This is a genomic window from Actinoplanes sp. NPDC024001, assembly GCF_040638955.1.
Taxonomy (GTDB): domain Bacteria; phylum Actinomycetota; class Actinomycetes; order Mycobacteriales; family Micromonosporaceae; genus Actinoplanes.
Genome location: NZ_JBEZZB010000031.1, coordinates 1 through 11,714, shown reverse-complemented (window position 1 = coordinate 11,714; position 11,714 = coordinate 1). Strand labels below are relative to the sequence as shown.

Here is an 11,714-nt window from a genome sequence, read left to right as displayed (position 1 = left end):
GATCCCTGCAATTGCCGCGCCGTGCCGGTCATTCTGGTGACCATACCGCCATGTTCTCCTCCTCCGACGCGCTTCCGTACGCCGAGCGGCTGATCGCCCTCCGGCACGCGCTGCACCGCGAACCCGAGCTCGGCCTCGACCTGCCGCTGACCCAGGCCAAGGTGCTCGCCGCGCTGGACGGCCTGCCCCTGGAGATCACCACCGGCACGGCGCTCACCTCGATCACCGCGGTGCTGCGCGGCGGGCGCCCCGGACCGGCCGTGCTGCTGCGCGGCGACATGGACGCGCTGCCCGTCCAGGAGGAGACCGACCTCGACCACGCCTCGACCATCCCCGGTGTGATGCACGCCTGCGGGCACGACATCCACACCAGCGCGCTGGTCGGCGCGGCACACCTGCTCGCCGCGCGGCGCGACGAACTCCCCGGGGACGTGGTCTTCATGTTCCAGCCCGGCGAGGAGGGGCAGCGCGGCGCCAAGGTGATGATCGACGAAGGGGTGCTGGACGCGGCCGGCGAGCGGGTCATCGCCGCCTACGCGATCCACGTCGCCGCCACCGTGCTGCCGCTCGGGGTGGTCGCCACCCGGCCCGGCACCATCCTGGCCGCCTCCGACTCGGTGACCGTGACCGTGCACGGCCAGGGCGGCCACGGCTCCTCCCCGCACCTGGCGGTCGACCCGGTGCCCGCGCTCTGCGAGATGGTCACCGCGCTGCAGACCATGGTGACCCGAACCGCGGACGTCTTCGACCCGGCCGTGCTCACCGTCGGCTCGATCCACGCCGGCTCGGCGTTCAACGTGATCCCGGAGAACGGCACCTTCCAGGCCACCGTGCGGACCTTCTCACCGGAGACCCACCGGGCCATCCAGGCCGGCGTCCGGCGGGTGGTCCAGGGCGTCGCCGACGCCCACGGAGTACGGGTGGAGATCGACTACCAGGCCAACTACCCGGTGACCGTGAACGACCCGGCCGAGACCGCGTTCGCACTGGCCACCCTCCGCGAGATGTACGGGCCGCAGCGCGCGTTCGAAGCACCCCGCCCGGTGGCCGGCGCCGAGGACTTCTCCTTCGTGCTGGAGCAGGTGCCGGGCGCGTACCTGATGGTCGGCGCCGTGCCGCCCGGCACCGACCCGGCCACCGCACCGATGAACCACGCGCCGCAGGCGATCTTCGACGACCGCAGCGTCCCGGAAGCCGCCGTCGTGCTCGCCTCCCTCGCCGCCGCCCGCCTGCGCCAGGCCGCCTCGGCATGAACGACCGCACCGAGCGGCACCCCGCCGCACCGGGCAGCATGCCCAACAGCACAGCGGCCACCGCGGTCCTCGACCGGAAGAAGGTCAGCGCGGTCGTCGGCCTGCTGGTCTTCTTCGAGATCACCAGCGGTTTCATCCAGCTCGGCGTCGCGCCGCTGCTGCCCGACCTGGGCACCGAGATGAACATCTCGGACGCCAACCTGAACTGGGTCATCTCGGTGCAGCTGCTCGCGGCCGCGGTGTCCGTCCCGGCCTTCGGGCGCCTCGGCGACCTCTACGGCCACCGCCGGATGCTCCGCGTCGCCCTCGCCTGCGTCGCGGCCGGCAGCCTGCTCGTCGCCCTCGCACCCAACCTGCCGGTGCTGCTCGCCGGCCGGGCCCTGCTCGGCCCGCTCGCCGCGCTGCTGCCGCTGGAGATCGCCCTGGTCCGGGACCGGCTCCCGGTCGAACTGGCCCGGCGCGCCATCGCCCGGCTGGTCGGCGCGCTCACCCTCGGCGGGCTGCTCGGTGGCGTGATCACCGCCGGGCTGCACCAGGTCATCGGCGACGCACGGCTCACCCTCCTGGTGCCGGCGGTGCTCGCGATCATCTGCGTACCGATCTCGTTCCTCGCCGTACCGGAAACCGCCCAGCTTGCCACCGGCAAGCTGGACGTGCCCGGCGTCGTGCTGCTGAGCGGCTCGATGGTGGCCCTGCTCAGCGGAATCTCGCTGCTCAGCTCGACCACCGGCCTGGCCGCCGGGCTCGTGCTGGTGGGCCTGGCCGGATTCGCCGGCTGGGTGCTGCTCGAACTGCGCACCGAGGAACCGCTGGTCGACCTGCGCGCGCTCGCCGGACGGCACGTCGCGCCGTTCTTCCTCTGCTCGTTCGTCTTCGGCATCGTCTACTTCGGAAGCCAGGCGCCGGACGCGACGTTCCTGGCCGCGGAACGCGACACCGCCGGCTACGGCTTCGGCTTCACCGCGCTGCAGATCTCCCTGGTCGCCCTGCCCGCGGCGGTGAGCGCGGTGGCCGGATCCACGCTGACCGCGGTGATCGCCGCCCGGTTCGGGTACCGGCCCACCCTGATCGCGGCGTTCCTGGTGATCGGCGCGACGTTCCTGGCGCAGGCACTCCTGCACGACGAGGTATGGCAGCTGCTGGCCTTCAAGGTGCCGGTCGGGTTCGCGGCGGGCGTGGCCCTCGGGGCGATGCCGACGGTGATCGCCGAGACCGCCGAACCGTCCCGCACCGGCATCACCACGGCGCTCTACAACAACGTCAAGACGCTGGGCGGTGCGGTCGCCGGCGCGGTGGTCGCCGCGATCCTGGCGACACTCGTGCTCGGCGGGGCGGACACCCCACGGGAGAGCGCGTACGTCGTGGTCTGGCTGATGTGCGGTCTGCTCTGCCTCGGTGCCGCCCTGACCGCGGGTTTCGCCCGCCGTGCCGAATAGCCGGTGCCGCCGAACGGCGGCACCGGCCCGTCCGGTCAGTGCGCGATCGGGCAGCCGCCGGTCAGCTTGCCGAGGAACGCGTTCGGGTCGTAGTAGTGCTCGACCTCGAGCAGCTTCAGATCGTCGCTGACCTTCGCGACGCTCATGCCGAACATCTCGATGGTCTTCCCGTTCGGCTGGTGACCGTGGTACTCACCCTCGAAAGAGCCCCAGTGCCGCCACTTGAACGTCACCACCGGCGGCGGGCTGAGCACCTCCAGCACCTCCCAGTAGAACCCGTTCGGGAAGGCGCCGTGGAAGATGTCGTGCTGGCTGTCGAACGACTCCTTGCCGGTCCGGTAGAACGGGCTGTCGCCGATCAGCACGTTGTAGCTGCCGATGTCCGCGATGTCCTGCGCGGAGGCCCACGGGCCACCGTTCACATTGGTGCGGAAGTGCTCGGTCACCATCGAGACCCAGGTGGCCGGGTCCTTCTTGTGCGAGACCTCCATCTCGAAAACCTGCACGATCGACTCGACGATCGCCTCGAGCGAACCGGGGGCGTGCTCGGTGGTCCGCTGCGCGGGCATCACGGTGTGCGAGAGGTGGTAGTCGGGCGTGCCGTGCCGCCACTCGGCCGGGTCAGCGGCCTCGACGACGGCGGAGCGGCCCTGCAGCCACAGCGGGGTCTCGGTCAAGAGGGGTTTCCTTCCAGCGTGGGGCAGGGGGCACCGACCCGTTGCTGTTTGGTTACCCCCCGTAATCCAAAAGCGATGATCACGGTATCCACGTTGGAGTGATCGCGAAAGACCTCATCGGTTAACGCCTATTTGCCGATCGATTGCAAAAGTTAATTGCGGTGGGGGTGCGGCCGCGGCCTCGTTTTGGAGTCCCGATGAGTGGGGCGCGATGTGGCCGGCCTTCCCCGCCCAGGCGCGCCGCCGGCCGGGCCCCGCCCCGGCCGTAGCCCATGCGGCTTTGCGTGCCCGGTGGGGTGTGTGGAGCCGGGTCGCTCCGGCCGTAGCCCATGCGCCTATTGCTCTGTCCGCCGACCAGCGCAGGGCCACACCGGGCTCTCCTGCGCGGATCTTGGAGAGATCGGGCCGGGCGGGGCGTCTGTTGCCGTGGTCTTGTGAAGGTGGGCGGTGGTAGGTCAGGCCTCGGTCGGCGACGGCTGCCGCGGAGCGGGGACGTGGGCAGTCGGCTCCTCGGCGCCGCCGACTGTGGCCGGGGTCAGCTGAAGCGGCTCGGTGCGGTCGTCCAGGGCTTCCTGCTTGGCCGCCTCGATCTCGGCCTGGTTCGGGAGCCGATGCGTCTCTTCGTCCGCCTCGGCCGTGGCGCTGTCGCCCGCCGCAGGCTTCGCCGGCGTGGCCTTTACGGGTGCGGCCTGGTCCGAAGCAGCCTTCTCGGGCGCGTCCTGGTTCGAGGTGAGGTCGTCCGGCGTGGACTGCTGGGAAGGCGCCTGCGCAGGCCGCGCCTGCTGGGAAGGTTCCTGTACAGGCCGCGCCTGCTGGGAAGTGGCCTTCTCGGGCTCGGTTTGCTTCGAGTTGGCCTCTTCATGCGCGGAGGGGCTGCTCGCGGCCTGGTCGTCTTCGGCCGCGGGCCGTGCGATGGCCTGCCCCTCGATGCGGCTTGACGGCTGGTTCATGGCCGGCAGGGCAGTGGTCGGTTCTTCCGCCTGGTTCATGGCTGGCAGGGCAGTGGTCTGCTCTTCCGCTGCTTCGGGTTGCTCGGCCGGTTGGTCCTCAGTCGTCTCCGAGGAGGGCTTTCTGGCGATAGTTGAATTAGCGGTAATTGCTGAATTATTAGGAAGAGCAGCTTTATCGGCTGTCGGCGAAGCTGGTCGGGCGACCACCGGACGACTCGCGGGCACGGCGACAGCAACGTCTGCGGAGGTTGCGGGCGCCGCCGGGCGTGCGTCGGCCGCAGCAGGCATGGCGACGGTGAGGTCCGCGGAGGCTGCGGGTGCGGCCGGCATCGCGACGGTGGGGTCTGCGGAGGATGCGGGTGTCGCGGGGCGTGCGGCGGGCATCGCGACGGTGGGGTCTGCGGAGGTTGCGGGTGTCGCTGGGCGTGCGGCGGGCATCGCGACGGTGGGGTCTGCGGAGGTTGCGGGCGCCGCTGGGCGTGCGGCGGGCATCGCGACGGTGAGGTCTGCCGCAGCCGCCGGCATCGGCATGGTGCGATCGGCCGCATTGCCGCCCGCCGCGGCGACCGGGACGGTCAGGTCGCCGGCGCGGCCGGTGCGCAGCACCGTCGTCTCAGCGATGGAGACCGGGATGCCCGGGACCTGCGCCGCACCCCGGAACCGCCCGATCTCGCCGATGATCGGCAGGACCGGCGGCTCGTAGCGGGACCAGCGCCGGGCGCTCAGCGCCGTCCCCAGCAGGGGGATCGCCAGCAGCGCGGCCAGTCCGTACCCGGGCCGGCTCAGGTCGAAGCCCTCCTTTGCCACCTCCGGCGGCCACAACCCGGCGTACGCCTCCGGGGAGTTCCACGCCCAGATCGTCACGGCCAGGAAAGCGACGCCGGCGAGGACCGGGCCGGCGGGAGAGACCGGGGCGAACGTGAGGATCGCGTACAGGATGCCGGCGAAGATCAGGAGCAGCAGGCCGGTGATCGACTCGGCGGCGAAGAGTTCCCGGCCGCGGCTGCTCAGGTCGCGGGTGAAACCGACGCCGGCCAACACCCAGATTGCCGGGGCCAGCACAATTGCATAGAGGATCGACCTGAGGTGGCGCATGATCCGGCACGGTACCCGGACGCGGCAAGGGCGGCGAATGCCGTCGTAACGTACCGGCCATGGAAGAACAGCTCACCGGACGACCCACCGCTGATTCGCGGGTGACCCTCAGCCGGATCATGACCGCGGTGGACGTCAATCTCTACGGCACCGTGCACGGCGGCGTGCTGATGAAGTTCGTCGACGACGTGGCCGGCGCCGCGGCGGCACGGCACAGCGGCGGCACCGCGGTGACCGCGGCGATCGACGAGATCGTGTTTCTGGAGCCGGTGCGGGTGGGCGATCTGGTGCACGCGTACGCGCAGGTCAACTGGACCGGGTCCAGCTCCATGGAGGTGGGCGTGAAGCTGGCCGCGGAACGCTGGGACGCGGTCGGGGCGACACCGCTGCCGGTGGCCACGGCATACCTGGTCTTCGTCGCCGTGGACCCGGCCGGACACCCGCGCCGGGTGCCGCCGGTGATCCCCGGCGACCCGGCCGAACAGCGGCGTTTCACCGAGGCGCGGATCCGCCGGGATCACCGTCTGGCCCGGCGTAAGGCCATCCAGAAGGCCCGCGCGGAGCATCAGCCGGAGGCCGATTGATCCGCCGTTAAGGTGTGGTCATGACGACAGGCGAGGTGACGTCCGGCACAGTGCTCTGGGAGCCTGCGGCGGACGCTCGGGAGAACACCCGGATCGGCCGCTATCTGGCGTGGCTGGAGCAGGAGCGAGGGCTCTCCTTCGCCGATTACCCGGCGCTCTGGGAGTGGTCGGTCACCGACCTGCCCGGCTTCTGGCAGTCGATCTGGGACTACTTCGGCGTGGTGGCGCACGACCAGCCGACGGCCGTGCTCGGCGAGTCCGCCATGCCGGGGGCGACCTGGTTCCCCGGCGCCACGCTGAACTACGCCGAGAACGTCCTGCGGATGCCCGGACGGGCCGACGACGAGGCGGTCGTCCTGGCGTACTCGCAAAGTCGTGAGCCGGTGCGGCTGACCGCCCGGCAGCTGCGTGATCAGGTCCGCCGGGTCCGTGCCGGGCTGAAGGCCCGGGGTGTCGGCAAGGGTGACCGGGTCGCCGCCTATGCGCCGAACATCCCGGAGACCTATGTGCTGATGCTCGCCACCGCGAGCCTCGGCGCGATCTTCTCGTCCTGCGCGCCGGAGTTCGGCGCCCGCAGCGTGATCGACCGGTGGAGCCAGATCGAGCCGAAGGTGCTGGTCGCGACCGACGGCTACCGGTACGGCAACAAGGACATCGACCGCGGCCCGGAAATCTCCGCGATCAGGGCGGCGATTCCGTCGATCGAGCACGTCGTCACCATCGGATACCTCGATGCCGGCGGTGGCGACTGGCACGAGCTCGACGGCGACGAACCGCTCACCTTCGAACCGGTTCCGTTCGATCACCCGCTCTACGTGCTCTACAGCTCCGGCACCACGGGCCTGCCGAAACCGATCGTGCACGGCCACGGCGGCATCCTGCTGGAGCACCTCAAGGCGCTGGCGCTGCACCACGACCTCGGCCCGGACGACCGCTTCTTCTGGTTCACCACCACCGGCTGGATGATGTGGAACTACCTGGCCAGCGGCCCGGCGGTGGGCGCGGCGATCGTGCTCTTCGACGGCAACCCGGGCTGGCCCGACCTGGGCGCCCTGTGGGATCTGGCCGACACCGCGGGGATCACCTATTTCGGTACGTCGGCGCCGTTCCTGATGGCCTGCCGCAAGGCCGGCCTGAAACCGGGAAAGCGGCTCAAGGGCGTCGGCTCGACCGGCGCCCCGCTGCCACCGGAGGGTTACGCCTGGGTCTACGAGGCGGTCGGCACGGACCTGCAACTGCTCTCGCTGTCCGGCGGGACCGACGTGTGCACCGGCTTCGTCGGTGGTGCCCCGCTGCTGCCGGTCCGGGCCGGGGTGATCGCGTGCCGGATGCTCGGCGCCCGGGTGGAGGCCTTCGACGGAGCGGGCAAGCCGGTCCTCGGGGAGCTCGGCGAGCTGGTGATCACCGCGCCGATGCCGAGCATGCCGGTCGGTTTCTGGAACGACCCGGACGGCACCCGGTTCCGGGAGGCCTACTTCGACGTCTTCCCGGGTGTCTGGCGGCACGGTGACTGGATCACCATCGGCGAGGACGGCTCGTGTGTGATCACCGGCCGGTCCGACGCCACCCTCAACCGGGGCGGCGTGCGGCTCGGCACCGCCGAGTTCTACTCGGTGGTGGAGAGCCTGCCCGAGGTCGCCGACTCGCTGGTGGTGCACCTGGACAAGCCCGACGACCCGAACGGTGAGCTGCTGCTCTTCGTGGTGCTCACCGAGGGGGCCGAGCTGGACGACGCCCTGCGCGGCCGGATCGCGCGAGAGCTGCGTGCCGCGCTCTCCCCGCGGCACGTGCCCGACGTCGCCTATCAGGTACGTGCGCTGCCACGCACCCTCTCCGGCAAGAAGCTGGAGGTGCCGGTGAAGCGGATCCTCACCGGCACCCCGGTGGACAGGGCGGCGGCGACCGGGGCCCTGGCCAACCCGGATTCGCTGCACGCCTTCGCCGACCTGGCCCGCGAGCGGGGTTAGGCCAGCGTCACCGACACCTTCTCGGTGGTGGACCGGGCCTCCAGCTTGGCCCGGTCCAGGTTGGCGCAGAGCACCACGGACGCGCCGGCGACCAGCGGCGCCAGCAGCCAGTCGGCCGCGTCGGGGTGGACGGCGGTGTCGATCAGCACCCGGTCGCCGGCGCCGATGCCGAGTTCCGCGGCCCGGGCGGTGGCCGTCTCCACGGCCTCGGCGTGGCTCATCTCGTACGGCCCGGCGAGGGCCAGGTCGGCGGAGTTCACCGGTGCGCCGCGGTAGTGGTCGCCGTGGTTGCGCACCTCGGTGACGTAGTCCGCGTACCCCTCGGGGAGCGTGCGCAGCGGCATGGCCAGCGGGAGCAGGCCGGTCGCGTACCGGTCGGTGGTGGACCAGGCGGCCGCGGTCTCGACCCGGTCCGGCGTGGTGAAGAGGGCCTCGACCCAATGTGGGGTGTCGGCGCCGAGATCGGCGGCGAGGCCGGCGGCGGAGACGCCGAGCAGCAGCGCCGCGGTCTGCCAGTGCGGGGGAAGCAGCAGCGCCACCGTGTCGCCGTGGCCCAGGCCGACTCCGTCGATCAGCAGGTTCGCGGTTTTCGAGACCCAGTTGTCCAGCGTCGCCCCGGACAGCTCGGTGCGGTCTCCGGTGGCGTCGTCGTACCAGGTCAGCAGCGGTGCGGCCGAGTCACGCCGGACGGCGGCCGCGAATGCCTGCGGGATCGTGTTCGTCACCACCCTCACGATAGATGGATCACTGTCCGTGATGGTGACGGAACGCCGTCGATGTGCCGGTGTCGCGGACACTTTCTCGAAGCGTTGCAGGCGTACCCTCGACGTCAGAGCTACACCGCAGCATCGGTACGTCTAGAGACGCCAAGGAGATGCCTCGTGACCCCCGGTCGCCCCCCGCGAGTGCTGGTCGACGCCACTAGTGTCCCCGCCGACAGAGGCGGCGTCGGCAGATATGTCGACGGACTGCTCGGAGCCCTCGGACAACTCAGTCCGGACCGCGTCGACCTCGCCGTTGTCGCCCAGCGCTCGGATGCGGAGCGTTACCGCCGCATGCTTCCCACGGCTGAGGTGATCCCCGGCCCGGCCGCGATCGTGCACCGGCCGGCCCGCCTCGCCTGGGAGCAGACCGGCCTGCCGCTGCTCGCCCAGCAGGTGGGCGCCGAGGTGCTGCACTCGCCGTTCTACACGTGCCCCCTGCGAGCCGGATGCCCGGTTACCGTCACGGTGCACGACGCGACCTTCTTCACCGAGCCGGAGCATTACGACAACACCAAGCGGACGTTCTTCCGCAGCGCCATCAAGACGTCGCTGCGCCGCGCCGGCCGGGTGATCGTGCCCAGCAAGGCCACCCGGGACGAGCTGATCCGCCTGCTCGACGCCGACCCGACCCGGATCGACGTGGCCTACCACGGGGTGGACCAGTCGGCCTTCCACATGCCCACCGAGGAGGAGAAGGCCCGGGTGCGGGCCCGCCTCGGCCTCGGCGACTCCGGCTACGTCGCGTTCCTGGGCGCCAAGGAGCCCCGCAAGAACGTGCCGAACCTGATCCGCGGCTGGGCCCGCGCGGTCGCCGACTGGCCGCACCCGCCGGCTCTGGTGCTGGCCGGCGGTCAGGGCCACGACGACGACATCGACCGGGCGGTCGCCGAGGTGCCCTCGCACCTGCGGCTGCTGCGCCCCGGCTACCTGCGGTACGCGGACCTGCCCGGCTTCCTCGGCGGCTCGCTGGTCGCCTGCTACCCGTCCTTCGGGGAGGGTTTCGGTCTGCCCATCCTGGAGGCGATGGCCTGCGGCACGCCGGTGCTCACCACGCCGCGGCTCTCGCTGCCCGAGGTGGGTGGCGACGCGGTGGCCTACACGACGGAGGCGCCCGAGCGGATCGCCGAGGACCTGGCCGATCTGCTGCACGACGAGCCGCGCCGGGCCACCCTCGCGAAGGCCGGTTTCGACCGGGCCAAGGAGTTCAGTTGGGCGTCCAGCGCGGAGGTGCACGTGACGACGTGGAACCGGGTCGCGGCTTGATCAGCGACTAGACTTTGCGCGCATGAGCAACGAACAGGCTGAGCTGTATGGAGTGGTTCTGGCGGGGGGCACCGGAACCCGTCTCTGGCCACTGTCCCGGGCCGGTCATCCCAAGTTTCTGCACCCTCTGACCGGCACGGACGCCTCTTTGTTGCAGGGCACGGTGGACCGGCTGGACACCTTGACCTCCCCCGAACGGACCTTTGTGGTGACCGGCGTGGCACACGCCGCGGCGGTCTCCCGGCAACTCAGCGAGGTGCCCGAGGAGAACGTTCTGGTCGAGCCGTCGCCGCGCGACTCGTGTGCCGCGATCGCCCTGGCAGCCGCCGTGATCGCGCGCCGCGACCCGGACGCGATCATGGGCTCGTTCGCCTCCGATCACCTGATCGCCGACCGGACCGAGTTCGCCGCGGTGATCCGCAAGGCGATGGCCGGCGCCGAGCAGGGTCTGCTGATGACGCTCGGCATCACGCCGACCCGCCCGGAGACCGGTTACGGCTATCTGCAGTGCGGCGGCTCGGTCGACGACAGCCCGGTGCTGAAGGTCGAGGAGTTCAAGGAGAAGCCGTCGTACGACGTGGCCGAGAGCTACGTGAAGTCCGGCAACTACCTGTGGAACGCCGGCATGTTCGTCTGGCGGGTCGACGCCTTCCTGGCCGAGCTGGCCCGGCAGCAGCCGCAGCTGGCGGCCGGGGTGAGCCGGATCGCGCAGGCGTGGGACACCGCGGGCCGCGAGGAGGTGCTCGGCGAGGTGTGGCCGACGCTGCCGCGGATCTCGGTGGACTACGCGGTGATGGAGGGCGCGGCCGCGGTCGGCCGGGTCGGCACCATCCCGGGTGACTTCGGGTGGAACGACGTCGGCGACTTCCACACCCTCGGCGAGGTGCTCACCGCCGACCCGGCAGGCAACGTGATCGTCGGCCAGAGCGGCGACCTGGAGCGGCCGACCGTGCTGCTGCGCGACGCCGAGAGCCTGGTCGTGCTGCCGCAATCGGGTCGTCTGGTGGCCGCCATGGGTGTCAGCGACCTGATCATCGTGGACACCCCGGACGCGGTGCTGGTCTGCCCGCGTGAGCGGGCGCAGGAGGTCAAGCACCTGGTCGACGAGCTCAAGGAGCTCGGCCACCACGGCTACATCTGACCGGCCGGTCGCCGGTGGGCGCCGCCCGCCGGCGGCTCACCAGTCGGTGACGCCCTGCCGGGTGGGCTGCAGTGAACCGATCTCCAGCGAGCGCATGGTGATGTTGTTGCGCTTGCCCTTGGGGAAACCCTCCAGCGTGGCGACCGGCCCCGCGGTGGAGAGCCCGAGGTCGTACCGCAGGGTGTTGCCGGCGGCGCAGCCCTCGTCGCCCTTGGCGCAGCCGGCCCATTTGATGCCGGCGTAGGCGGCATCGCCGCCGGCCAGGGTGAACTCGGTGGCCGGGCCGGGCTCGTCGACCTTGACGGTGGGCACCTCGACCGGGCGGTTCGCGGCGTTGACCAGGGCGATGGTCGGCCAGCCGCTGATCGAGCACGAGGCGGTGCCGGTGTTGGTGAGGGTGACCAGCGCGGTCTGCTCGGTGCCCGCGGCCGGCTGCACGGCGATGGTGGCCGACACGTCGCCGATCCGGCACAGCTCGATCCGCGCGGCGGCGGCGTTGGCGGCCGATATCCCCGGGACCGCCTCCACCGGGCGGATCTTTCTAGTCGCGCACTACGACTCCGCGCAGGTCGGGCCGGGCGGCA

At 71.3% G+C, this 11,714-nt stretch carries 10 protein-coding genes; 6 read left to right on the top strand and 4 right to left on the bottom strand.

Going from position 1 to position 11,714, the window contains the following annotated elements; genetic code table 11:
* The first annotated feature begins 50 nt into the window (after positions 1-50).
* Together AB0F81_RS14620 and AB0F81_RS14615 are read left to right on the top strand one after the other, a co-directional pair.
* Entirely contained in the window at positions 51-1,253 is a 1,203-nt protein-coding gene (locus AB0F81_RS14620) for a M20 family metallopeptidase (protein WP_360196470.1), read from the top strand.
* On the top strand, positions 1,250-2,689 hold the full coding sequence (locus AB0F81_RS14615) for an MFS transporter (RefSeq protein WP_360196467.1): 1,440 nt from the start codon (positions 1,250-1,252) through the stop codon (positions 2,687-2,689). Before AB0F81_RS14620 ends, AB0F81_RS14615 begins: the two co-directional genes overlap by 4 nt.
* Positions 2,690-2,724: 35 nt before the next feature.
* On the opposite strand, the gene AB0F81_RS14610 is transcribed toward AB0F81_RS14615, so the two are convergent.
* Both AB0F81_RS14610 and AB0F81_RS14605 read right to left on the bottom strand, forming a co-directional pair.
* A complete protein-coding gene (locus AB0F81_RS14610; protein ID WP_360196464.1) occupies positions 2,725-3,366 on the bottom strand; it encodes a SnoaL-like polyketide cyclase in 642 nt (213 codons plus the stop codon).
* A gap of 455 nt (positions 3,367-3,821) precedes the next feature.
* The gene (locus AB0F81_RS14605) at positions 3,822-5,411 is read right to left on the bottom strand and encodes a hypothetical protein (RefSeq protein WP_360196461.1); all 1,590 of its coding nucleotides are present in this window, start codon (positions 5,409-5,411) and stop codon (positions 3,822-3,824) included.
* Positions 5,412-5,470: 59 nt separating this feature from the next.
* Here AB0F81_RS14605 and AB0F81_RS14600 point away from each other — a divergent pair, with 59 nt between their 5' ends.
* Both AB0F81_RS14600 and AB0F81_RS14595 read left to right on the top strand, forming a co-directional pair.
* Positions 5,471-5,995 carry an acyl-CoA thioesterase gene (locus AB0F81_RS14600; RefSeq protein ID WP_360196458.1) on the top strand — a complete coding sequence of 175 codons (525 nt, stop codon included), beginning with the start codon at positions 5,471-5,473 and terminating at the stop codon, positions 5,993-5,995.
* A 20-nt stretch (positions 5,996-6,015) separates the two neighbouring features.
* Positions 6,016-7,962 carry an acetoacetate--CoA ligase gene (locus AB0F81_RS14595; protein WP_360196455.1) on the top strand — a complete coding sequence of 649 codons (1,947 nt, stop codon included), beginning with the start codon at positions 6,016-6,018 and terminating at the stop codon, positions 7,960-7,962.
* Here the strand turns inward: AB0F81_RS14595 and AB0F81_RS14590 are convergent.
* Positions 7,959-8,687 carry a TIGR03089 family protein gene (locus tag AB0F81_RS14590; protein WP_360196452.1) on the bottom strand — a complete coding sequence of 243 codons (729 nt, stop codon included), beginning with the start codon at positions 8,685-8,687 and terminating at the stop codon, positions 7,959-7,961. The genes AB0F81_RS14595 and AB0F81_RS14590 overlap by 4 nt on opposite strands.
* A gap of 156 nt (positions 8,688-8,843) precedes the next feature.
* On the opposite strand from AB0F81_RS14590, the gene AB0F81_RS14585 reads away from it, so the two are divergent.
* Complete coding sequence (locus AB0F81_RS14585) at positions 8,844-9,989, top strand: glycosyltransferase family 1 protein (protein WP_360196449.1); 1,146 nt, start codon at positions 8,844-8,846, stop codon at positions 9,987-9,989.
* Positions 9,990-10,011: 22 nt separating this feature from the next.
* The gene (locus AB0F81_RS14580) at positions 10,012-11,130 is read left to right on the top strand and encodes a sugar phosphate nucleotidyltransferase (RefSeq protein ID WP_360196446.1); all 1,119 of its coding nucleotides are present in this window, start codon (positions 10,012-10,014) and stop codon (positions 11,128-11,130) included.
* Between the two features lie 36 nt (positions 11,131-11,166).
* On the opposite strand, the gene AB0F81_RS14575 is transcribed toward AB0F81_RS14580, so the two are convergent.
* Entirely contained in the window at positions 11,167-11,658 is a 492-nt protein-coding gene (locus AB0F81_RS14575) for a DUF4232 domain-containing protein (RefSeq protein ID WP_360196443.1), read from the bottom strand.
* Between the last annotated feature and the right edge of the window lie 56 nt (positions 11,659-11,714).